This is a genomic window from Streptomyces cinnamoneus, from assembly GCF_014650495.1.
GTDB lineage: Bacteria > Actinomycetota > Actinomycetes > Streptomycetales > Streptomycetaceae > Streptomyces > Streptomyces cinnamoneus.
This window is the reverse complement of the sequence record NZ_BMVB01000021.1, coordinates 64,977-86,840: the sequence shown is the minus strand read 5'-3', so window position 1 is coordinate 86,840 and position 21,864 is coordinate 64,977. Positions and strand designations below refer to the sequence as shown.

Below are 21,864 nucleotides of genomic sequence, written 5' to 3'. Positions count from 1 at the left end.
CGCGGTGTTCGGTCGGCGGTTCGGTCGGCAGTTCAGTCGGCTGTTCAGTCGGATCGCTCGGCGACGGCGGCGGCCCGGCGCCGGGAGCGCCACAGCTGCCACAGGTGCCGCACGCCCGGCCGCACGAACCGGGCGAGCATGGTGAAGAACGGCTTCATGTCGTCACGGGCGGCCCAGGCCAGCTCCGTGCCGCTCGCCCGGGCGGGGGCGTGGGGGGTGGTGTAGCCGCTGCGACGGTAGGCGGCGAAGGCGGGCAGGTCGATGTTCTCCACGACGAAGCGGCGGCCCGTGAGCTGCTCGGCCTCCGGGACGGGCCGTCCCGTGAGGTCCAGGTGCTGGGCCCGGACGACGTCGATGCCGGCTTCGTTCTCGAAGAGCCGGAACTGCGCTCCCATCCGGGGGTTGAAGTCCAGGAGCTTGTACCGGCCGTCGCGCCGGTCGAAGCGCCAGTCCAGGTCGATGATCCCGCAGAAGCCGATCTGCTTGATGAACTGTGCCGCCATGGTCGCCAGTTCGGGGTTGTCCACCACGTAGGCGTTGGCGGTCATGCCCGCGTGGGGCGGCCAGGAGCGCACCTTGACGCCGGTGAACATCGCCAGCGGGGTGCTCTCCGCGTCGAAGTAGGCGTGCACGATCCAGTCCTCGGCCTCCTCGCGCGGCAGGTACTCCTGCAGGATCACGCCCGGGGACGGGCCCCAGCCGCGCGCCAGCTCCAGCAGCTCGCGCGGCCCGCCGATGCGGGTGGTGCCGGCCACCGCGGGGTGCCGGCGCCGCTCGAACGCCTCGCGGTTCTTGGCCACCAGCGGGTACGTGGCGACGGAGGCGTACTTCTCGATCTCCTCGTACGAGGCAGGGAAGAGCGCCGACGGCGAGGGCACGCCGTGCTCCGCACACAGCTCGTGCAGCCCCTGCTTGCTCGCCAGCCGGCGCGGCAGCCGCGGCTCGACGGGCGGGAAGAGGAAGGAGCCGGCGAGCGCCTCGGCGTGCTCGGCGATCAGCACGGCCGCCTCCTCGTCCGTGGGGATCAGCACCGCCGGGCGGCCGATCCGCCGTCCGATCCGCAACAGGCCCGCCACCAGCTCCTCGGGCCGCTCGGTGCCCGTCGTCGGCCACACGAAGCCGGAGTGCAGGTAGCGGGAGAGGGCGGCAGGGGTCCATCTGTCCTCGGTGACGGCGTACATCGGGACGCCCAGCCGGCCGAGGCTGCGGATCGCGCCCACCCCGCCGTGGTGCAGGGGATAGTCGCCGATCTTCACAATCAACCCTGGAACGGACCGGTCCGCCGCTACGGGCGCGCTCCTGCTCGCCACCAGCACCCCCCTCGGCCACCCAGCCTCAGCGGCCCCCCACTGTGTGTGACCCGACTTAGGACGCTACTTCGGAATCGCTGAGTCCAGCAAGGAGTTACCGGACATTGCCCTCCCTTTGGACTCGCTCGGACACCCCCGGACACCCCTTGCCCAGGAGCGGTCAACACGTAATGTGTGGATCGATCCGACCGGCCCACCGGCCGCCCCGGTCGTACCCGTCTCCACCAGCCCGTCGGCATGCCCAGGAACAGAAGGCGAGGCAGCGTCCCATGCCCCAGCACAGCCCCCTTGAGCCGGCCGAAGGCGACCCCTTCGGCGCGCACACCCTCCCGTACGGCGTCTTCACCACCCCGGACGCGCCCGACCGCCCGCGCATCGGCGTCCGCTACGGCGCGTACGTCCTGGACGCGGCCGCCGCGGCCGCCGCGCACGGCTCCGCCCACGCCGGCCTGCTGGACCAGCCCACCCTCAACCCGCTGATGGCCGCGGGCCGGCCGGTCTGGCAGGAGGTCCGGTCCGAGGTCCGCGGCTGGCTGTCGGACGAGGCGCACTTCCACCCGCTCGACCGGGTGACGCTGCACCTGCCGTTCGAGGTCGCCGACTACGTCGACTTCTACGCCAGCGAGCACCACGCCGGCAACGTGGGCCGCATCTTCCGCCCCGATGCCGACGAGCCCCTCACGCCCAACTGGAAACACCTGCCCATCGGTTACCACGGGCGCGCCGGCACGATCGTCGTCTCCGGCACGGACGTCGTCCGTCCGCAGGGCCAGCGCAAGGCCCCCGCCGACGCGACCCCGTCGTTCGGCCCCTCCCTGCGCCTGGACATCGAGGCCGAGGTCGGCTTCGTCGTCGGCACCCCCGCCCCCGTCAACACCCCGGTGACGCTCGGCGCCTTCCGCGAGCACGTGTTCGGCGTCTGCCTGGTCAACGACTGGTCGGCGCGCGACATCCAGGCGTGGGAGTACGTGCCGCTCGGCCCGTTCCTCGGCAAGTCCTTCGCGACCTCCGTCTCGGCGTGGATCACCCCGCTCGACGCCTTCGACGAGGCCCGCACGGCGCCGCCGGAGCGCACCCACCCGCTGCTGCCCTACCTCGACGACTCCGGCGCCGAGCCCGGCGGCATCGACCTGCGCATCGAGGTGACCGTCAACGGCGAGACCGTCTCCCGGCCGCCCTTCTCCGCCATGTACTGGACGGCCGCCCAGCAGCTCGCCCACATGACCGTCAACGGCGCCTCCCTGCGCACCGGCGACTTCTACGCCTCGGGCACGGTCAGCGGCCCCGAGCCCGACCAGCTGGGCTGCCTGCTCGAACTCACCCAGGGCAAGGGCCCCTACCTGGCCGACGGCGACGAGGTCACCCTCACCGCGTGGGCACCCGGGCCGGACGGCGCCCGCATCGGCCTCGGCGAGGTCACCGGCCGCATCGTCCCGGCGCCCGCGGCGCCACCCGGTTCGTGAGCCCGGAGGCGGGCCTGACGCTGCCGGAGGAGCTCCTGCTGCTCGCGCACGCCCCGGCGGACGGCATGAAGCTGTGCTCGCCCCGGGACCTGGCCTACGGCCTGGCCGGGGCGGTGCTCGCGGAGCTGGAGCTGCGCGGGTGCGTGCGGGAGGAGGACGGGCGGCCCGTCCCCGCCACCCCCGTCCCGCAGGCCGACCCCCGCCTCTCCGTGCCGCTGTGGCAGCTGGGCAAGCAGGGTCCCAAGACCGCGCAGTGGATAGCCACCGCGGCCCGGGACCAGGAGCAGTCCTGGGTCATGGGGCTGCTGGAGCGACGCGCCGTACGGGTGCACCGGCAGCGCGTCGGCAACGGCATCGTCCCGCGGCTGCACTATCCCGTGGACGCGGTCGACCTCACCACCCCGGCGCGCACGGCCCTCGACGCGGCGCTGCGCGCGGGCTTCCCCGACCCGCGCGCCCGGGCGCTGGCCGCGCTGGCGTCGGCCATCGGCATCACCCGTGCCCTCTACCCGGGCTGGGGCGGACGGCACGACCGCAAGGCGATGCGCCGCCTGCGGCGCGAGCACTGGATCTCCGCCGCGGTGTACCGCAAGGTCACGATCCAGTCCGGCTCGTCCGGCGGCGGTGGTGACGGCGGCGGAGGGCACGGCTGCGGCGGAGGCTGTGGCAGCAGCTGCGGGGGCGGCTGCGGCGGAGGCGGCGACTGACCGCTGCTAGCTTGTCGTGTCCAGTTCCAGCCGGGGCTGGGCACGACGAAGGAGAGAGCGCACGTGCGCAAGGCAGTGCAGATCACGGGGGCGGCGTTCATCGCCGCTGTGCTGATGACCGGTTGCAGCAAGAGCAGCGACGGCGGCGACAAGAAGGCCGACACCAAGCCCGGCGCGGACGCCCCGGCGCAGACGCCGGGCGGTTCCGGGAAGCAGGAGACCCCGGCGGACGAGCCGGGCAAGAACAACGTCTCGGCCGCCGACCTCGCGGGCGGCTGGTCCAACGGCGGCAAGCTCGCCGACAAGAGCATGCTGATCCTCTCCTTTGCCGGAAGCCAGGTCATGCTCAGCGGCAAGACCGCCTGCTCGGGCACCGTCGTCGACAACGCCCAGCCGGTCACCATCAACATCAAGCACTGCCAGGACGGCAGCACCGACTACGCCACGGGCACCATCAAGAACTTCAACGGCAAGTCCTTCACGGTGGCCTGGGCCTCCGGCAAGGAGGACAAGATGAGCAAGGCCGTGGGCGGCGACGGCAAGCCCGCCCTGCCCGGCGGCATCCCGGCGAAGCCCAGCAGCTGAACTCACCGGCATCCGCACGCGCAGGCATGCCGCCGCCCGGCGCCCCTCCACGGGGGCGCCGGGCGGCGGGTGGCGGTGTGCGCGGCGGCTACCGCACGAACGTCCCCGCCTGGCCCGCCAGGTCCAGGAAGTACTGCGGTGCCACTCCGAGGAGCACGGTGACCGCGACGCCCACGGCGATGGCCGTGGACGTCAGCGGGCTCGGCACGGCGACGGTCGGGCCCTCGGTCCGCGGCTCGCTGAAGAACATCAGCACGATCACCCTGATGTAGAAGAACGCGGCGATCGCCGAGGACAGCACGCCGACGATGACCAGCGGCGCGGCCCCGCCCTGCGCCGCCGCCTTGAAGACGGCGAACTTGCCCGCGAAGCCGCTCGTGAGCGGGATGCCGGCGAAGGCCAGCAGGAACACCGCGAACACGGCCGCGACCAGTGGCGAACGGCGGCCGAGGCCGGCCCACTGCGTCAGGTGCGTGGCCTCGCCGCCGGCGTCGCGCACGAGTGTCACCACCGCGAACGCCCCCAGCGTCACGAACGAGTAGGCGCCCAGGTAGAAGAGCACCGAGGAGATGCCGTCGGGGGTGGTGGCGATGACACCGGCGAGGATGAAGCCGGCGTGGGCGATGGAGGAGTAGGCCAGCAGCCGCTTCACATCGGTCTGGGTGACGGCCACGATCGCGCCGACGAGCATCGTGACGATGGCGACGGCCCACATCACCGGCCGCCAGTCCCAGCGCAGTCCCGGCAGGACGACGTACAGCAGCCGCAGCAGGGCGCCGAAGGCGGCGACCTTGGTGGCGGCCGCCATGAAGCCGGTGACCGGTGTGGGGGCGCCCTGGTAGACGTCGGGGGTCCACATGTGGAACGGCACCGCACCCACCTTGAACAGCAGGCCCATCAGCACCAGTGCGCCGCCGATCAGCAGCAGTGCGTCGTTGCCCATCGTGCCGGCGAGCGCCGGGTCGACGGTGCGGGTGGTGCCGCCGACGACCTCGGCGATGCCGGAGTAGGTGACCGTGCCCGCGTAGCCGTACAGCAGCGCCACCCCGAAGAGCAGGAACGCGGAGGAGAAGGCGCCGAGGAGGAAGTACTTGACCGCCGACTCCTGCGAGAGCAGCCGCTGACGGCGGGCCAGGGCGCACAGCACGTACAGCGGGAGGGAGAAGACCTCCAGCGCGACGAAGAGCGTCAACAGGTCGTTGGCGGCGGGGAAGACGAGCATGCCGCCGACCGCGAAGAGCATGACCGGGAAGACCTCGGTGGTCGCCAGACCCGCCATGACGGCCTTCCGCTCGGCGTCACCGCCGGGCACCGTGGCGGCCTGTGCGGCGAAGGAGTCGACGGGCCGGCCGTTCGCCGCGGGTTCGAGCCGGCGCTCGGCGAAGGTGAACGCCGCGACGAGGCCGACGAGGAGCACGATGCCCTGCAGGAAGAGCGCCGGGCCGTCGACGGCGACCGCGCCCATGGCCGCGACGTGCGCCTTGTCCGAGCCGTAGCCGCCCGCCGCCAGGGCGACGACGGCCGCGAAGGCGGCCGCCAGGCCGACGACGGTCAGCAGCAGCTGGGCGTGGTAGCGGGCACGGCGCGGCAGGAACGCCTCGACGAGGACGCCCAGGACGGCGGCGCCCAGCACGATGAGCGTCGGCGAGAGCTGGGCGTACTCGATGTGCGGTGCGGGGATCTTCTTCGGCGCCTCGGCCGCCGCCAGTGTCCACAGGCTGTGGACAGATGCTGCGTGGCTCACTTCGCGGCCTCCACATCGTTCACACGAACATCAGGCTGGGGGTCGCCCTTCTCCACCTGCGACATCGTGTGCTCGACCGCCGGGTCGATCATTTGCGTCAGCGGCTTGGGGTAGATGCCGAGGAAGAGCAGCAGGGCGATCAGCGGGGCGACGACGACCAGCTCGCGCACCCGCAGGTCCGGCATGCCGCGCACCGCTTCCTTCACCGGGCCGGTCATCGTGCGCTGGTAGAGCACGAGGACGTACAGCGCGGCGAGCACGATGCCGACGGTGGCGATCACGCCGACGGCCGGGTAGCGGCTGAAGGTGCCGACCAGGACGAGGAATTCGGAGACGAAGGGGGCGAGGCCCGGCAGCGACAGCGTGGCCAGGCCGCCGACCAGGAACGTGCCCGCGAGGACCGGCGCCACCTTCTGGACGCCGCCGTAGTCGGCGATGAGCCGCGAGCGGCGGCGGGAGATCAGGAACCCGGCGACCAGCATCAACGCGGCCGTGGAGATCCCGTGGTTGACCATGTAGAGCGTGGCGCCGCCCTGGCCCTGGGTGGTCATCGCGAAGATGCCGAGCACGATGAAGCCGAAGTGGGAGATCGAGGCGTAGGCGATCAGGCGCTTGATGTCCCGCTGGCCGACCGCCAGCAGCGCCCCGTAGAGGATGCTGATCAGCGACAGCACCAGGATCACCGGCGTCGCCCACTTCGACGCCTCCGGGAAGAGCTGGAGGCAGAAGCGGAGCATCGCGAACGTGCCGACCTTGTCCACCACCGCGGTGATCAGGACCGCGACGGGGGCGGTGGCCTCGCCCATGGCGTTGGGCAGCCAGGTGTGCAGCGGCCACAGCGGTGCCTTGACGGCGAAGGCGAAGAAGAACCCGAGGAACAGGGCCCGTTCGGTGGTGGTCGCGAACTCCAGCTCCCCGTTCGCACGGGCCTGGACGATCTCGGTGAGGGAGAAGGTGCCGGTGCCCAGCTGGTGGGCGGTGACCGCGTAGAGCCCGATCACGGCGGCCAGCATGATCAGGCCGCCGACGAGGTTGTAGAGCAGGAACTTCACGGCGGCGTACGAGCGCTGGGTCGCCGTCTCCGCCTCCGGGCGCTCCCCCGCCCGGTCGCCGAAGCCGCCGATGAGGAAGTACATCGGGATGAGCATGGCTTCGAAGAAGATGTAGAAGAGGAAGACGTCGGTGGCCTCGAAGGCGATGACGACCATCGCCTCGACCATGAGGATCAGCGCGAAGAAGCCCTGGGTGGGCCGCCAGCGCGTCGACTTCGTCTCCAGGGGGTCGGCGTCGTGCCAGCCGGCCAGCACGATGAAGGGCACCAGCAGCGCGGTCAGCGCGATCAGCACCACCGCGATGCCGTCGACGCCCAGCTCGTACCGCACCCCGAAGTCGGCGATCCAGGCGTGCGACTCGGTGAGCTGGAAGGGGCCCTTCGCCTCCGGGTCGAAGCGCACGAGCTGCACCGCGGCCAGCAACAGGGTGGCGAGCGAGAAGGCCAGCGCGAGCCACTTGGCGGCCGTGCGCCGCGCGGCCGGGACGGCGGCGGTGGCCACCGCCCCGAGGGCGGGCACCGCCGCCGTGGCCGTCAGCAGGGGAAATGACATGACTAGACCGCCCTCATCAGCAGGGTCGCGGCGACGAGCACCGCCGCACCGCCGAACATCGAGACCGCGTACGAGCGCGCGAAGCCGTTCTGCAGCCTGCGCATCCGGCCCGACAGCCCGCCGACCGAGGCGGCGGTGCCGTTGACGACGCCGTCGACCACGGTGTGGTCGAGGTAGACCAGGCTGCGGGTCAGGTGCTCACCACCGCGGACGAGCACGATGTGGTTGACGTCGTCCTGGAGCAGGTCGCGGCGGGCGGCCCGGACCAGGACGTTGCCGCGCGGCGCGGTGACCGGCACCGGAGCGCGCCCGTACTGCGCCCAGGCGAGCGCGACGCCGACGAACAGGACGACCATGGTGGCCGCGGTGACCTGCACGGCCGTGACCGGCGAGTGGCCCTCCGCGTGCCCGGTGACCGGCTCCAGCCAGTTCAGGAAGGCGTCGTTGAGGCTGAACAGGCCGCCGGCGAAGACGGATCCGAAGGCCAGCACGATCATCGGGACGGTCATCGTCCGCGGCGACTCGTGCGGGTGCGGCGGCTCGCCCGCGGCATCCGGCTGCCACCGCTTCTCGCCGAAGAACGTCAGGATCATCACGCGCGTCATGTAGTACGCGGTGATGGCCGCGCCGAGCAGCGCCGTGCCGCCCAGGATCCAGCCCTCGGTGCCGCCCTTGGCGAAGGCCGCCTCGATGATCTTGTCCTTGGAGAAGAAGCCGGACAGGCCGGGGAAGCCGATGATGGCGAGGTAGCCGAGGCCGAACGTCACGAAGGTGACCGGCATGTACGACCGCAGGCCGCCGTAGCGCCGCATGTCGACCTCGTCGTTCATGCCGTGCATGACCGAGCCGGCGCCGAGGAAGAGGCCGGCCTTGAAGAAGCCGTGGGTCACCAGGTGCATGATCGCGAAGGCGTAGCCGATCGGACCGAGCCCGGCGGCGAGGATCATGTAGCCGATCTGGGACATCGTCGAACCCGCCAGGGCCTTCTTGATGTCGTCCTTCGCGCAACCGACGATCGCACCGAAGAGGAGCGTGACCGCGCCGACCGTGACGACCGCCGTCTGGGCGTCCGGCGCCCCGTCGAAGATCGCTCCCGAGCGGGTGATCAGGTAGACGCCGGCGGTCACCATCGTGGCCGCGTGGATGAGGGCGGAGACCGGGGTGGGGCCCTCCATGGCGTCCCCGAGCCAGCTCTGCAGCGGCACCTGGGCCGACTTGCCGCAGGCGGCGAGCAGGAGCACGAGCCCGATGGCGGTCAGCTTGCCCTCGCCCGCCCGGTCCGCGCCCTCCAGCACCGGCCCGAAGGCGAACGTCCCGAAGGTGGTGAACATCAGCATGATGGCGATCGACAGGCCGACGTCACCGACGCGGTTGACCAGGAACGCCTTCTTCGCGGCCGTGGCCGCGCTGGGCTTGTGCTGCCAGAAGCCGATCAGCAGGTACGAGGCGAGGCCCACGCCCTCCCAGCCGACGTACAGCAGCAGGTAGTTGTCGGCGACGACGAGGAGCAGCATCGCGGCCAGGAAGAGGTTCAGGTAGCCGAAGAAGCGCCGCCGGCGCTCGTCGTGCGCCATGTAGCCGATCGAGTACAGGTGGATCAGCGAGCCGACGCCCGTGATCAGCAGCACGAAGGTCATCGACAGCTGGTCGAGCTGGAAGCCGACGTCGGCCCGGAAGTCCCCGACGGGCACCCAGCTGAAGACGGTCGTGCCCAGCTCGCGGTCCTCGCCGTCCCGGCCGAGCATGCCGGCGAAGAGCACCGCGCCGATGACGAAGGACAGCGCGGCGAGCAGCGTGCCGATCCAGGGGGCGCTGCTGTCGAGCCGGCGGCCGCCGCAGAGCAGCACGCCGGCCCCCAGCAGGGGCACCAGGACGAGCAATCCGATGAGGTTCTCCACCGTCAGGTCCCCTTACAGCTTCAGCAGGCCGGCGTCGTCGACCGAGGCCGAATGGCGGGAGCGGAAGATCGTCACGATGATCGCGAGACCGATCACGACTTCGGCGGCGGCCACGACCATCGTGAAGAACGCGATGATCTGGCCGTCGAGGTTGCCGTGCATCCGGGAGAAGGTGACGAAGGCCAGGTTGCAGGCGTTGAGCATCAGCTCGATGCACATGAAGATGACGATCGCGTTCCGCCGGATGAGCACACCGGCGGCGCCGATGGTGAACAGCAGGGCCGCCAGGTAGAGGTAGTTGACCGGATTCACTGGGCGCCTCCCTGCGAGTGCGAGCGGTCCTCGCGCCTCTCCAGCCACTTCTCCGACCGCTGCTCCAGCGCCGCGAGGTCGGCGAGGGCGTCGCCGGAGACGTCGCGGACCTGGCCGCGCGCCCGCAGCGTGGCGTTGACGCTGAGCTCGGACGTCGTCCCGTCGGGCAGCAGGCCGGGGACGTCCACGGCGTTGTGCCGGGCGTAGACGCCGGGCGCGGGCAGCGGCGGCAGGTGGGCGCCGCGCACGCGGGCCGTCGACCGCTCGCGCTGTGTGGCGGCCCGCTCGGTGCGCTCGCGGTGGGTGAGGACCATGGCGCCGACGGCCGCCGTGATGAGCAGGGCGCCGGTGATCTCGAAGGCGAAGACGTACTTGGTGAAGATCAGTGCGGCCAGGCCCTGGACGTTGCCGCCGGAGTTGGCCTGTCCCAGGCCGTTGAAGTCGCGCAGCGAGGCGTTGGCGATGCCGGCCATCAGCAGGACGCCGAAGCCCAGTGCGCACAGCCCGGCCAGCCAGCGCTGACCCCTGATCGTCTCCTTCAGCGAGTCCGCGGCGGTGACGCCGACGAGCATCACGACGAACAGGAACAGCATCATGATGGCGCCGGTGTAGACGACGATCTGCACGATGCCCAGGAAGTAGGCGCCGTTGGCGAGGTAGAAGACCGCCAGGACGATCATCGTCCCGGCGAGCGACAGCGCGCTGTGCACCGCCTTCTTCATCAGCACCGCACCCAGCGCGCCCGCCACGGCGACCACCGCCAGGATCCAGAACTGGACCGCCTCACCCGTCGACGTCGTCGAGGCGGCGGCGGCGAGGCTCATGCCTCCACCTCCTCGTCGGTGGCCCGGGCCGCAGGCCCTGATGCGTGCTGTTCGCCCTTGGAGAGCGCCACCTGCCGCTCCGTGCCCGGCGCGGCCTCGGTCACCAGGCCCCGGTAGTAGTCCTGTTCGGTCATGCCGGGGTAGATCGCGTGCGGGGTGTCGACCATGCGGTCCTCCAGCCCCGCCAGCAGCTGCTCCTTGGTGTAGATGAGCGATTCGCGGCTGGCGTCGGCCAGTTCGTACTCGTTGGTCATCGTCAGCGCGCGGGTCGGGCACGCCTCGACGCACAGGCCGCACAGGATGCAGCGCAAATAGTTGATCTGGTAGACGCGGCCGTACCGCTCGCCCGGGGAGTAGCGCTCCTCGTCGGTGTTGTCCGCGCCCTCGACGTAGATCGCGTCGGCCGGGCAGGCCCAGGCGCACAGCTCGCAGCCGATGCACTTCTCCAGGCCGTCGGGGTGCCGGTTGAGCTGGTGGCGGCCGTGGAAGCGCGGCGCCGTGTGCTTCTTCTCCTCCGGATACTGCTCGGTCAGCCGCTTCCTGAACATGGCCTTGAAGGTCACGCCGAAGCCGGCCACGGGATTCTGGAAGGGGGCCCGGGGGGCGTCCCCCCGGGAAGGCTCGCTAGACACCGTCGGCCTCCTTTCGGTCACTCTGAGTGTCCACCCCGCCACTGACAATGAGTTCGCGGTCCTGGCGCGACCGGCGCCGCGGGACGGGCGGGAGGGTCTGACCGGGCAGCGGCGGCACGGGGAATCCGCCCGCCATCGGGTCGAACGCGGGCGCGGGTGCGGGCCCCTCGGCGCCCTCCCCGGCCGGCTCGCCGTCGCCGTCCCGGCCCCCTCGGAAGATGTCGAAGAGGAGCGAGGCCAGCAGCACAACGAGGACCCCGCCGCCGACGTACAGCAGGATGTCCTGGAAGTCGTAGTTCTCGTTGCGCAGCGCGCGCACGGTGGCGACGAGCATCAGCCACACCACCGAGACCGGGATGAGGACCTTCCAGCCCAGCTTCATCAGCTGGTCGTAGCGGACCCGGGGCAGCGTGCCGCGCAGCCAGATGAAGAAGAACAGCAGCAGCTGCACCTTGAGGACGAACCACAGCATCGGCCACCAGCCGTGGTTGGCGCCCTCCCAGAACGCGGAGAGCGGGTACGGGGCCTGCCAGCCGCCCAGGAAGAGGGTGGTCGCGACCGCCGAGACCGTCACCATGTTCACGTACTCGGCGAGCATGAACATCGCGAACTTGATGGACGAGTACTCGGTGTTGAAGCCGCCGACCAGGTCGCCCTCGGACTCCGGCATGTCGAAGGGGGCGCGGTTGGTCTCGCCCACCATCGTCGCGATGTAGATGAGGAAGGAGACCGGCAGCAACAGCACGTACCAGCGGTCGTGCTGGGCTTCGACGATCGCCGACGTCGACATCGAACCGGAGTAGAGGAACACCGACGCGAAGGCCGCGCCCATCGCAATCTCGTACGAGATCATCTGCGCGCAGGACCGCAGTCCGCCCAGCAGCGGATACGTCGAGCCGGACGACCAGCCGGCCAGCACGATGCCGTAGATGCCGATCGAGGCGACCGCGAGGACGTAGAGCACCGCGATCGGCAGGTCGGTGAGCTGCATCGTCGTGCGGTGCCCGAAGACGGAGACCTCGTTGCCGGCCGGGCCGAAGGGGATCACCGCGATCGCCATGAAGGCCGGGATCGCGGCCACGATCGGTGCGAGGACGTAGACGATCTTGTCGGCCCGCCGGACGACCACGTCCTCCTTCAGCATCAGCTTGATGCCGTCGGCCAGCGACTGCAGCATGCCCCACGGCCCGTGCCGGTTGGGGCCGATGCGCAGCTGCATCCAGGCAACGACCTTGCGCTCCCACACGATCGAGAAGAGCACCGTCAGCATCAGGAACGCGAAGCAGAAGACGGCCTTGACGACCACCAGCCACCACGGGTCCCTGCCGAACATCGACAGGTCCTCGGCAGCGAGCCGAGTCAGCTCAGGGTTCACGAGCGCATCTCCCGTCCCTCGGTCCCCCGGTCCTCGCCGCTCCCCGCGGCGATCCGTACGAGCTCGCCCGGCACCGCCCCGGTGTCCGAGGCGACGCCGCCGCCCACGGAATCCAGCGGCAGCCACACCACCCGGTCGGGCATCGGCGTGATCCGCACCGGCAGCCGCACCGTGCCCGCCGGCCCGCTCACCGCGAGCACCTCGCCGTCGGCCACGCCCGCCTCGGCCGCCGTGGCCGCCGAGAGCCGGGCGAACGCGGCGTGCCGCGTACCGGCCAGCGCGTCGTCGCCCTCCTGCAGCCGGCCCCGGTCCAGCAGCAGCCGGTGCCCGGCCAGCAGCGCCTCGCCGTCCCGGGGGCGCGGCAGCGCCCGCCCGGGCTCCGCCGGACCGGCCGCCCGCTCACCGCCCCACCGGCCCAGCGCCGCCATCTCCGCCCGCACCGCGGGCAGATCGGGCAGCGCGAGGGGGACGTCCATCGCCTCGGCGAGCATGTGCAGCACCCGGGCGTCGGGCAGCGCGTGCCGCCGGGCCAGCTGGTCGGGCTTGATCGCGGTCTCGAACGGCCGGGCCCGGCCCTCCCAGTTGAGGAACGTGCCCGCCTTCTCCACGACGGCCGCGACCGGCAGCACCACGTCCGCCCGGTCCGACACCTCGCTCGGCCGCTGCTCCAGGCTGACGAGGAAGCCCACCGCGTCCAGCGCCTGCCGGGCCCGCGCCGGATCGGGCAGGTCCGCGACCTCCACGCCGCCCACGAGCAGGGCGCCCAGCTCGCCGGTGGCCGCGGCCTCGACGATCTGGCCGGTGTCCCGGCCGGGGCTGCGCGGCAGCGAGCCCACGCCCCACGCCGCCGCCGTCTCCTCGCGCGCCCGCGGGTCGGTGGCCGGCCGGCCGCCCGGCAGCAGCCCCGGCAGGGCCCCCGCCTCGACGGCACCCCGCTCGCCCGCCCGCCGCGGCATCCACACCAGGCGGGCGCCGGTCGTCGTGGCCGCGGCGACGGCCGCCGTCAGGGCGCCGGGCACGCCCGCCAGGCGTTCGCCGACGACGATCAGCGAGCCGTCGGCACGCAGCGCCTCCGCCGCCGCACGGCCGTCCGCGTCCAGGCCCGACGCGTCCGCCAGTGCCCGCAGCCACTCCGGCTCCGTGCCGGGCGCGGCCGGCAGCAGCGTGCCGCCCGCCTTCTCAAGGCCCCGGGTCGCGTGCGTGGCCAGCGCGAACGTGCGCTGACCGCGCCTGCGCCACGCCTTGCGCAGCCGCAGGAAGACGCCGGGCGCCTCCTCCTCCGCCTCCAGCCCCACCAGCAGCACCGCGGGCGCCTGCTCCAGGGCCGTGTACGTCACCCCCGTGCCGTCGAGGTCCCGTCCCCGGCCGGCGACGCGGGCCGCGAGGAAGTCGGCCTCCTCGCCGCTGTGCACCCGCGCCCGGAAGTCCACGTCATGCGTGTCGAGCGCCACGCGCGCGAACTTGGCGTAGGCGTACGCGTCCTCCACGGTCAGCCGGCCGCCCGGCAGCACCCCGGCCCGGCCCCTGGCCGCCGCCAGCCCGCGGGCCGCCGCCTCCAGGGCCTCCGGCCAGCTCGCCGGCTCCAGCACCCCGTCGGCGCCCCGCACCAGCGGCGTCTCGAAGCGCTCCGGCCGCTGCGCGTAGCGGAACGCGAAGCGGCCCTTGTCGCACACCCACTCCTCGTTGACCTCGGGGTCCTCGGCCGCGAGCCGGCGCATCACCTTGCCCCGCCGGTGGTCCGTGCGCATCGCGCAGCCGCCCGCGCAGTGCTCGCAGACCGTCGGCGAGGAGACGAGGTCGAAGGGGCGGGCGCGGAATCGGTACGCCGCCGACGTCAGCGCGCCCACCGGGCAGATCTGGATGGTGTTGCCGGAGAAGTAGGACTCGAAGGGGTCGCCCTCGCCCGTGCCCACCTGCTCCAGCGCCCCGCGCTCCAGCAGCTCGATCATCGGGTCGCCGGCGATCTCGTTGGAGAAGCGGGTGCAGCGCGCGCACAGCACGCACCGCTCGCGGTCCAGCAGGATCTGCGGGGAGATCGGCAGCGGCTTGGCGTAGGTGCGCTTGTGGCCCTCGAAGCGGCTGTCGGCCTGCCCGGCGGACATGGCCTGGTTCTGCAGCGGGCACTCGCCGCCCTTGTCGCAGACCGGGCAGTCGAGCGGGTGGTTGATCAGCAGCAGCTCCATCACGCCGCGCTGGGCCTTCTCGGCGACGGGCGAGGTGAGCTGCGTCCTGACGACCATGCCGTCGGTACAGGTGATGGTGCAGGAGGCCATCGGCTTGCGCTGGCCCTCCACCTCGACGATGCACTGCCGGCAGGCGCCCACCGGGTCCAGCAGCGGGTGGTCGCAGAACCGCGGGATCTCGATGCCCAGCAGCTCGGCGGCCCGGATGACGAGCGTCCCCTTGGGGACGGAGATCTGGATGCCGTCGATGGTGACGGAGACGAGATCCTCCGGCGGAACCGGCGCGTTCCCTCCTCCGGAAGGGGCGGACGTGGTGATGGTCATGCGTTCACCCCCAGGTGAGCGTGCTGGTGGTTGGCGGGGCCGTCGGCCCAGACGGTCGACTTCGCCGGGTCGAACGGGCAGCCCCGGCCCTTGACGTGCTGCTCGTACTCGCCGCGGAAGTACTTCAGCGAGGAGAAGATCGGGCTCGCGGCGCCGTCACCGAGGGCGCAGAAGGATTTGCCGTTGATGTTGTCGGCGATGTCGGCCAGCTTGTCGAGGTCGGCCATGCGGCCCCGCCCCGCCTCGATGTCGCGGAGCAGCTGCACCAGCCAGTAGGTGCCCTCGCGGCAGGGCGTGCACTTGCCGCAGGACTCGTGGGCGTAGAACTCCGTCCAGCGGGTGACGGCCCGCACCACGCAGGTGGTCTCGTCGAAGCACTGCAGGGCCTTGGTGCCGAGCATCGAGCCCGCCGCGCCCACGGCCTCGTAGTCGAGGGGCACGTCCAGGTGCTCGTCGGTCAGCAGCGGGGTCGAGGAACCGCCCGGGGTCCAGAACTTGAGCCGGTGGCCGGGGCGCATGCCGCCACTCATGCCGAGCAGCTGGCCGAGGGTGATGCCCAGCGGCGCCTCGTACTGGCCGGGGTTCGCGACGTGGCCGCTGAGGGAGTAGAGCGTGAAGCCCGGGGACTTCTCGCTGCCCATCGAACGGAACCACTCCTTCCCGCGGGCCATGATCGCGGGCACGGAGGCGATGGACTCGACGTTGTTGACCACCGTCGGGCAGGCGTACAGGCCGGCGACGGCGGGGAAGGGGGGCCGCAGCCGGGGCTGGCCGCGGCGCCCTTCGAGCGAGTCGAGGAGGGCCGTCTCCTCACCGCAGATGTACGCGCCCGCGCCCGCGTGCACGGTGATGTCGAGGTCGAGTCCGCTGCCGAGGACGTTCCGCCCGAGGTAGCCCGCCGCGTACGCCTCGCGCACGGCCTCGTGCAGCCGCCGCAGCACGGGGACGGTCTCGCCGCGCAGGTAGATGAAGGCGCGGCTGGAGCGGATCGCGTAGCAGGCGATCACCATGCCCTCGATGAGCGAGTGCGGGTTGGCGAAGAGGAGCGGGATGTCCTTGCAGGTGCCCGGCTCGGACTCGTCGGCGTTGACGACGAGGTAGTGCGGCTTGCCGTCCCCCTGGGGGATGAACTGCCACTTCATGCCCGTGGGGAAGCCGGCGCCGCCCCGGCCGCGCAGCCCGGAGTCCTTGACGTAGGCGATGACGTCGTCGGGGGTCATCGCCAGTGCCTTGCGGGCGCCCTCGTAGCCGTCGTGGCGCAGGTAGGTCTCCAGCGTCCAGGAGCGGGGCTCGTCCCAGAAGGCGCTGAGGACGGGTGAGAGCAGCTTCTCGGGGCTGGTCTCGAAGATCTCGGGCGCCATGGTCATCCTTCCCCCTCCTCGGTGACCGGTCCGCTGGGGTGCTCGGGGTCCGAGGCGGATGTCTGCGGTGGAGACTGCTGCGTCCCGGAGGGACTCGATGAGGGGTGGTGGTCGGGCGACGGGCGGGAGTCGTGGGAGCTGGGGTGCTCGGGCGGGCGCTCGCCCTGCGGGGGCTCGCCGCGCGGCGGGCCGACCCGGGCCGGGCCGCTCTCGCCCTTGGCCAGCCGCAGCCCGGCCAGGGAGGCCGGTCCGGCACCGCCGCTCGCCTCGACGGCACCGGGCCGCGGGTCGGGGAAGCCGGCCAGGATGCGGGCCGTCTCCCTGTACGTGCACAGGGGCGCACCGCGGGTGGGTTCGACCGGGCGGCCGGCGCGCAGGTCGTCGACGAGGCGCGTGGCGCTCTCGGGCGTCTGGTCGTCGAAGAACTCCCAGTTGACCATGACGACGGGCGCGAAGTCGCAGGCCGCGTTGCACTCGATGTGTTCGAGGGTGACCTTGCCGTCGTCGGTGGTCTCGCCGTTGCCGACGCCGAGGTGGCGCTTGAGGGTGTCGAAGATGGCGTCTCCGCCGAGCACCGCGCACAGGGTGTTGGTGCAGACACCGACCTGGTAGTCGCCGCCGGCCCGCCGCCGGTACATGGTGTAGAAGGTCGAGACCGCCGTGACCTCGGCCGTGGTGAGCCCGAGCAGCCCGGCGCAGAAGCGGATGCCGGTGCGGGTGACGTGCCCCTCCTCGGCCTGCACCAGGTGCAGCAGCGGCAGCAGGGCGCTGCGGCCGTCGGGGTAGCGGGCGATCACCTCGCGGGCGTCCGCCTCCAGCCGGGCGCGGACGTCAGCGGGGTAGTCGGGGGCGGGGAGCTGCGGCATCCCCAGCTGTACATCGCTCACTGCCCCTCCTCGTTCGCTTCTCCGCCCGCGCGGCGCAGAGGTGCGGGCGTCACGGCTGTCTGCGGCCCGGCGGCCGCGCGTGCGTCGCTCACCGGTCGACGCCTCCCATCACGGGGTCGATGGACGCCACGGCCACGATCACGTCGGCGACCTGGCCGCCTTCGCACATGGCCGCGACGGCCTGGAGGTTGGTGAAGGAGGGGTCGCGGAAGTGGACCCGGTAGGGCCGGGTGCCGCCGTCGCTGACCACGTGCACGCCGAGCTCGCCCTTGGGGGACTCCACGGCCGTGTACGTCTGCCCCGGCGGCACCCGGAAGCCCTCCGTCACCAGCTTGAAGTGGTGGATCAGGGCCTCCATCGAGGTGCCCATGATCTTCTTGATGTGGTCGAGGGAGTTGCCGAGGCCGTCCGGGCCGAGCGCCAGCTGCGCGGGCCAGGCGATCTTCTTGTCCGCGACCATGACGGGCCCCGGCTGGAGCCGGTCCAGGCACTGCTCGACGATGCGCAGCGACTGGCGCATCTCCTCCAGCCGGATCAGGAAGCGCCCGTAGGCGTCGCAGGTGTCGGCGGTGGGGACGTCGAAGTCGTAGGTCTCGTAGCCGCAGTACGGCTGGGCCTTGCGCAGGTCGTGCGGGAGGCCGGCGGAGCGCAGGATGGGGCCGGTGGCGCCGAGCGCCATGCAGCCCGCGAGGTCGAGGTAGCCGACGTCCTGCATGCGGCCCTTGAAGATGGGGTTGCCGGTGGCGAGCTTGTCGTACTCCGGCAGGTTGCGGCGCATCTTCTTCACGAACTCGCGCACCTGGTCCACGGCGCCGGGCGGCAGGTCCTGGGCGAGGCCGCCGGGGCGCACGTAGGCGTGGTTCATGCGCAGGCCGGTGACGAGCTCGAAGATGTCGAGGACGAGCTCGCGGTCCCGGAACCCGTAGATCATGATCGTGGTGGCGCCGAGCTCCATGCCGCCGGTGGCGATGGCCACCAGGTGGGAGGAGATTCGGTTCAGCTCCATGAGCATGACCCGGATGACGGTGGCGCGGTCGGGGATCTGCTCCTCGATGCCCAGGAGCTTCTCGACGCCGAGGCAGTACGCCGCCTCGTTGAAGAACGGCGTCAGGTAGTCCATGCGCGTCACGAACGTGGTGCCCTGCGTCCAGTTCCGGAATTCGAGGTTCTTCTCGATGCCGGTGTGGAGGTAGCCGATGCCGCAGCGGGCCTCGGTGACCGTCTCGCCGTCGATCTCCAGGATGAGCCGGAGCACTCCGTGGGTGGAGGGGTGCTGGGGGCCCATGTTCACGACGATGCGCTCGTCGTCGGCCTGCTTGGCGGCCGAGGCGATCTCGTCCCAGTCGCCGCCGGTGACGGTGTAGACGGTGCCCTCGGTGGTCTCGCGGCGGCCGGCGGGGGCTTCGTGCGGGGTGGAGGGGGTGGACATCAGCTGTACGACCTCCGCTGGTCCGGAGCCGGGATCTGGGCGCCCTTGTACTCGACGGGGATGCCGCCGAGGGGGTAGTCCTTGCGCTGCGGGAAGCCCTGCCAGTCGTCGGGCATCATGATCCGCGTGAGCGCCGGGTGGCCGTCGAAGACCAGGCCGAAGAAGTCGTACGTCTCCCGCTCGTGCCAGTCGTTGGTCGGGTAGACGGAGACGATCGACGGGACGTGCGGGTCGGCGTCGGGGACGCCGACCTCCAGCCTGATCAGCCGGTTGTGGGTGATCGAGCGCAGGTGGTAGACGGCGTGCAGCTCGCGCCCCTTGTCGCCGGGGAAGTGCACTCCGTCCACGCCCGTGCACAGCTCGAAGCGGAGCGCGGGGTCGTCGCGCAGGGTGCGGGCGACGAGCGGCAGGTGCTCGCGGGCGATGTGGAAGGTGAGCTCGCCGCGGTCCACGACGGTCTTCTCGATCGCGTTCTCCGGGAGCAGCCCCTGCTCCTCCAGGGCGCCCTCCAGCTCGTCGGCCACCTCGTCGAACCAGCCGCCGTACGGCCGGGCGGTGGAGCCGGGCAGCCGTACGGTGCGGACGAGCCGGCCGTAGCCGCTGGTGTCGCCGCCGTTGTTCGCGCCGAACATGCCGTGGCGGACGTCGATGACCTCGCCGGAGTCCTCCCGCTGGGCGGGGACCTGATCGGCGGGGGTGCCTTCGTGCTCGCTCATCGGAGCAGCCCCTTCATGTCGATCAGCGGCAGGGCCTTGAGCGCCGCCTGCTCCGCCTCGCGCTCGGCCTCCTCGCGGTGGGCGCCGAGCTTCTCGGACTGGATCTTCTTGTGCAGCTTGAGGATCGCGTCCAGGAGCATCTCGGGCCGGGGCGGACAGCCGGGCAGGTAGATGTCGACCGGCACGATGTGGTCGACGCCCTGCACGATCGCGTAGTTGTTGAACATGCCGCCGCTGGACGCGCAGACGCCCATGGAGATCACCCACTTGGGGTTCGGCATCTGGTCGTAGACCTGCCGCAGCACGGGCGCCATCTTCTGGCTGACCCGGCCCGCGACGATCATCAGATCGGCCTGGCGGGGCGAGCCGCGGAAGACCTCCATGCCGAAGCGGGCGAGGTCGTAGCGGCCGGCGCCGGTGGTCATCATCTCGATGGCGCAGCAGGCGAGGCCGAAGGTGGCCGGGAAGACGGACGCCTTGCGCACCCATCCCGCGGCCTGTTCGACGGTGGTCAGCAGAAAGCCGCTGGGCAGCTTCTCCTCTAGTCCCATGTCGGCGCGCCCCCTAGTCCCATTCCAGGCCGCCGCGACGCCATACGTAGGCGTAGGCGACGAAAACGGTGAGCACGAAGAGGAGCATCTCCACGAGCCCGAACAACCCCAGGGAGTCGAAGGTGACGGCCCAGGGGTAGAGGAAGACGATCTCGATGTCGAAGACGATGAAGAGCATCGCCGTCAGGTAGTACTTGATCGGGAAGCGACCGCCACCGGCCGGGTGCGGGGTCGGCTCGATGCCGCATTCGTACGCCTCGAGCTTGGCGCGGTTGTACCGCTTGGGGCCGATGATCGATGCCATGACCACGGAAAAGATCGCGAAGCCTGCACCGAGGGCTCCCAGTACGAGGATGGGCGCGTAGGCGTTCACCGCTCCTCGCTCCTTCCAGTCTGTCGACGCTGACTGCTGGCTGACCGGGCCCTGCGGCGTGCCCACCGCCCCTCGCCGGCGAGCCGGCCGGCTCCGCGGGGTGGCGCGAAGATCACCAGCATGTGAGGCAGTTCACAAGCCCGGTTCGACTGCATCCTATGCCCGTCGGTCTGTGATCTGCGACACGGCGAACACGACCGCGTTTGTGATCTCCACCACCTGACGAACGATCATCAAGTCGGATGAGCGGTGATCTTCATACGCGAAGCGGTTGAGTGATCACTAGAGGTGACATTCCGAGGCTCGGACGCTGGTCGGAGGGGGTCCGGAGCGGGTGAGGCATTATCAAGCCATGGCGCGTTCAGGCAAATTGGCGTGATCATCCGTCAACTGATAAAGGGGGGCCTCTCCCTGGGGCGGCGGCCGCCCGCGGGGCACCTCCGGCCGCGGGAGGGTCCGGACCCGTGCGGGGCGGGCGTTGCGTGAGTTCCGCCACGCGCCGAGAGGTTCGCGGTCCGGTTTTCCTGGGTAGCCTCGACGCGCGGACCATAAAGGTGATAAGACGTCCGCTCGGCAGCCGAACGGTCGTCAAATGCCGTGATGAGGCGCCTGATCGCCCTTGCGGCCGGACCGTGCGCCGTGACCCCCTCGTGACCCGGAGGCCCGGATTCTGGGCGCGTCCACGCCAATTGTGACGCACGTCACTTATCTTGAACTCAACCTGCGCGGCCTGATAGTCCGTTGTCCATGTCCCCGAACGCGCACATAACCAGCCACCGGAAGCCCCGTCGCCCCGCGACCCAGTCGTGGGTCGTCCGCACGGGTGTTGCCGGTGGCGTCCTCAGCACCCTGGCCGTGGCCGGCACCGCTTCCGCCACCACCGCCGAGAAGCCCACCGAGGCGACTGCGGAGATGCCCGCGTTCAACGCGGAGCTCTCCGCCTCCATCGCGCAGAGCGCGGTCGCCACGCAGCAGACCGCTGTGGACTACCAGGTCCGCGCACAGGTCGAGGACGCCCTCGACCAGGCCAAGGCCGACGCCAAGAAGGCGAAGGAAGAGGCGGAGCGCAAGGCCGAGGCCGAGCGCAAGGCCAAGGAGAAGCGCGAGGCCGACGAGGCCCGCGCCTCCCGCGACAGTGAGCGCGGCTCCCTGGGCACGAAGTCCACCGCGGACTCCTCGTCCTCCTCCACCGCCACGGGCAGCTCCGCGGCGCTGGTCAACTTCCTGCGCGCCCAGGTCGGCAAGGCCTACGTGATGGGCTCCACCGGCCCGTCCTCCTACGACTGCTCGGGCCTGGTCATGGCGGCCTACAGCCAGATCGGCATCGACCTGCCGCGCGTCTCGCAGGACCAGTCGACCGCCGGCACCCAGGTGTCGACCTCCAACCTCAAGGTCGGGGACATCCTCTACTGGGGCTCCGCGGGCAGCGCGTACCACGTGGCCGTCTACATCGGCGGCGGCAAGTTCATCGGCGCGCAGAACCCGAGCACGGGCATCGTCGAGCGCAGCATGAGCTACTCCCCGCCCACGGGTGCCGTCCGCGTCATGTGACGCGCGTGCGCCCGGCGCACACGAACACGGAAGGG

At 71.4% G+C, this 21,864-nt stretch carries 19 protein-coding genes; 4 read left to right on the top strand and 15 right to left on the bottom strand.

Annotated elements, in window-relative coordinates; translation table 11 throughout:
- Positions 1-44: 44 nt before the first annotated feature.
- A complete protein-coding gene (locus tag IE182_RS24770) occupies positions 45-1,262 on the bottom strand; it encodes a carboxylate--amine ligase (protein ID WP_373303610.1) in 1,218 nt (405 codons plus the stop codon).
- Between the two features lie 317 nt (positions 1,263-1,579).
- Between IE182_RS24770 and fahA the strand changes: the two genes are divergently transcribed.
- The 3 genes from fahA (at position 1,580) to IE182_RS24755 (ending at position 4,065) form a co-directional block, all read left to right on the top strand.
- Entirely contained in the window at positions 1,580-2,773 is a 1,194-nt protein-coding gene (fahA, locus tag IE182_RS24765; RefSeq protein WP_190112129.1) for a fumarylacetoacetase, read from the top strand.
- Positions 2,770-3,480, top strand: a complete 711-nt coding sequence (locus IE182_RS24760; protein WP_190112128.1) for a GOLPH3/VPS74 family protein — start codon at positions 2,770-2,772, stop codon at positions 3,478-3,480. Before fahA ends, IE182_RS24760 begins: the two co-directional genes overlap by 4 nt.
- Before the next feature lie 63 nt (positions 3,481-3,543).
- Complete coding sequence (locus tag IE182_RS24755) at positions 3,544-4,065, top strand: hypothetical protein (RefSeq protein WP_190112127.1); 522 nt, start codon at positions 3,544-3,546, stop codon at positions 4,063-4,065.
- A gap of 88 nt (positions 4,066-4,153) precedes the next feature.
- On the opposite strand, the gene nuoN is transcribed toward IE182_RS24755, so the two are convergent.
- The 14 genes from nuoN to IE182_RS24685 form a co-directional block, all read right to left on the bottom strand.
- Positions 4,154-5,809 carry an NADH-quinone oxidoreductase subunit NuoN gene (gene nuoN / locus IE182_RS24750; protein ID WP_190112126.1) on the bottom strand — a complete coding sequence of 552 codons (1,656 nt, stop codon included), beginning with the start codon at positions 5,807-5,809 and terminating at the stop codon, positions 4,154-4,156.
- Positions 5,806-7,413: an NADH-quinone oxidoreductase subunit M gene (locus IE182_RS24745; protein WP_190112125.1), complete on the bottom strand. Its 1,608-nt coding sequence runs from the start codon at positions 7,411-7,413 to the stop codon at positions 5,806-5,808. Before IE182_RS24745 ends, nuoN begins: the two co-directional genes overlap by 4 nt.
- A 2-nt stretch (positions 7,414-7,415) precedes the next feature.
- Positions 7,416-9,311 (bottom strand): NADH-quinone oxidoreductase subunit L, encoded by a 1,896-nt coding sequence (gene nuoL, locus IE182_RS24740; RefSeq protein ID WP_190112124.1) that lies wholly within the window; start codon positions 9,309-9,311, stop codon positions 7,416-7,418.
- Positions 9,312-9,323: 12 nt separating this feature from the next.
- Positions 9,324-9,623, bottom strand: a complete 300-nt coding sequence (nuoK, locus tag IE182_RS24735; protein WP_190112123.1) for an NADH-quinone oxidoreductase subunit NuoK — start codon at positions 9,621-9,623, stop codon at positions 9,324-9,326.
- Positions 9,620-10,447 (bottom strand): NADH-quinone oxidoreductase subunit J, encoded by an 828-nt coding sequence (locus IE182_RS24730; protein ID WP_190112122.1) that lies wholly within the window; start codon positions 10,445-10,447, stop codon positions 9,620-9,622. Before IE182_RS24730 ends, nuoK begins: the two co-directional genes overlap by 4 nt.
- Entirely contained in the window at positions 10,444-11,079 is a 636-nt protein-coding gene (gene nuoI / locus IE182_RS24725) for an NADH-quinone oxidoreductase subunit NuoI (RefSeq protein WP_190112121.1), read from the bottom strand. Before nuoI ends, IE182_RS24730 begins: the two co-directional genes overlap by 4 nt.
- On the bottom strand, positions 11,072-12,412 hold the full coding sequence (gene nuoH / locus IE182_RS24720) for an NADH-quinone oxidoreductase subunit NuoH (RefSeq protein WP_190112161.1): 1,341 nt from the start codon (positions 12,410-12,412) through the stop codon (positions 11,072-11,074). The genes nuoI and nuoH overlap by 8 nt, the downstream gene beginning before the upstream one ends.
- Before the next feature lie 38 nt (positions 12,413-12,450).
- Positions 12,451-14,961, bottom strand: coding sequence for an NADH-quinone oxidoreductase subunit G (locus IE182_RS24715; protein ID WP_190112120.1), 2,511 nt, complete (start codon positions 14,959-14,961; stop codon positions 12,451-12,453).
- Positions 14,958-16,328: an NADH-quinone oxidoreductase subunit NuoF gene (gene nuoF, locus IE182_RS24710; RefSeq protein WP_190112119.1), complete on the bottom strand. Its 1,371-nt coding sequence runs from the start codon at positions 16,326-16,328 to the stop codon at positions 14,958-14,960. The genes IE182_RS24715 and nuoF overlap by 4 nt, the downstream gene beginning before the upstream one ends.
- Positions 16,325-17,188: an NADH-quinone oxidoreductase subunit NuoE gene (gene nuoE, locus IE182_RS24705; protein ID WP_190112160.1), complete on the bottom strand. Its 864-nt coding sequence runs from the start codon at positions 17,186-17,188 to the stop codon at positions 16,325-16,327. Before nuoE ends, nuoF begins: the two co-directional genes overlap by 4 nt.
- Before the next feature lie 109 nt (positions 17,189-17,297).
- Positions 17,298-18,638 carry an NADH-quinone oxidoreductase subunit D gene (locus IE182_RS24700; protein ID WP_190112118.1) on the bottom strand — a complete coding sequence of 447 codons (1,341 nt, stop codon included), beginning with the start codon at positions 18,636-18,638 and terminating at the stop codon, positions 17,298-17,300.
- Positions 18,638-19,354 (bottom strand): NADH-quinone oxidoreductase subunit C, encoded by a 717-nt coding sequence (locus tag IE182_RS24695; RefSeq protein WP_190112117.1) that lies wholly within the window; start codon positions 19,352-19,354, stop codon positions 18,638-18,640. The genes IE182_RS24700 and IE182_RS24695 overlap by 1 nt, the downstream gene beginning before the upstream one ends.
- Entirely contained in the window at positions 19,351-19,905 is a 555-nt protein-coding gene (locus tag IE182_RS24690; protein WP_190112116.1) for a NuoB/complex I 20 kDa subunit family protein, read from the bottom strand. The genes IE182_RS24695 and IE182_RS24690 overlap by 4 nt, the downstream gene beginning before the upstream one ends.
- Before the next feature lie 13 nt (positions 19,906-19,918).
- Positions 19,919-20,278: an NADH-quinone oxidoreductase subunit A gene (locus IE182_RS24685; protein ID WP_071964090.1), complete on the bottom strand. Its 360-nt coding sequence runs from the start codon at positions 20,276-20,278 to the stop codon at positions 19,919-19,921.
- 747 nt (positions 20,279-21,025) lie between these two features.
- Here IE182_RS24685 and IE182_RS24680 point away from each other — a divergent pair.
- Entirely contained in the window at positions 21,026-21,829 is an 804-nt protein-coding gene (locus IE182_RS24680; protein ID WP_190112115.1) for a C40 family peptidase, read from the top strand.
- The last annotated feature ends 35 nt before the right edge of the window (positions 21,830-21,864 follow it).

What these genes read in the sequence shown, in the direction of transcription:
- fahA (WP_190112129.1), top strand. Translation starts at nt 1,580, where the DNA reads ATGCCCCAGCACAGCCCCCTTGAGCCGGCCGAAGGCGACCCCTTCGGC.
- IE182_RS24745 (WP_190112125.1), bottom strand. Translation starts at nt 7,413, where the DNA reads ATGTCATTTCCCCTGCTGACGGCCACGGCGGCGGTGCCCGCCCTCGGG.
- IE182_RS24730 (WP_190112122.1), bottom strand. Translation starts at nt 10,447, where the DNA reads ATGAGCCTCGCCGCCGCCGCCTCGACGACGTCGACGGGTGAGGCGGTC.
- nuoH (WP_190112161.1), bottom strand. Translation starts at nt 12,412, where the DNA reads ATGTTCGGCAGGGACCCGTGGTGGCTGGTGGTCGTCAAGGCCGTCTTC.
- IE182_RS24715 (WP_190112120.1), bottom strand. Translation starts at nt 14,961, where the DNA reads ATGACCATCACCACGTCCGCCCCTTCCGGAGGAGGGAACGCGCCGGTT.
- nuoF (WP_190112119.1), bottom strand. Translation starts at nt 16,328, where the DNA reads ATGACCATGGCGCCCGAGATCTTCGAGACCAGCCCCGAGAAGCTGCTC.
- nuoE (WP_190112160.1), bottom strand. Translation starts at nt 17,188, where the DNA reads ATGCCGCAGCTCCCCGCCCCCGACTACCCCGCTGACGTCCGCGCCCGG.
- IE182_RS24700 (WP_190112118.1), bottom strand. Translation starts at nt 18,638, where the DNA reads ATGTCCACCCCCTCCACCCCGCACGAAGCCCCCGCCGGCCGCCGCGAG.
- IE182_RS24695 (WP_190112117.1), bottom strand. Translation starts at nt 19,354, where the DNA reads ATGAGCGAGCACGAAGGCACCCCCGCCGATCAGGTCCCCGCCCAGCGG.
- IE182_RS24690 (WP_190112116.1), bottom strand. Translation starts at nt 19,905, where the DNA reads ATGGGACTAGAGGAGAAGCTGCCCAGCGGCTTTCTGCTGACCACCGTC.
- IE182_RS24680 (WP_190112115.1), top strand. Translation starts at nt 21,026, where the DNA reads ATGTCCCCGAACGCGCACATAACCAGCCACCGGAAGCCCCGTCGCCCC.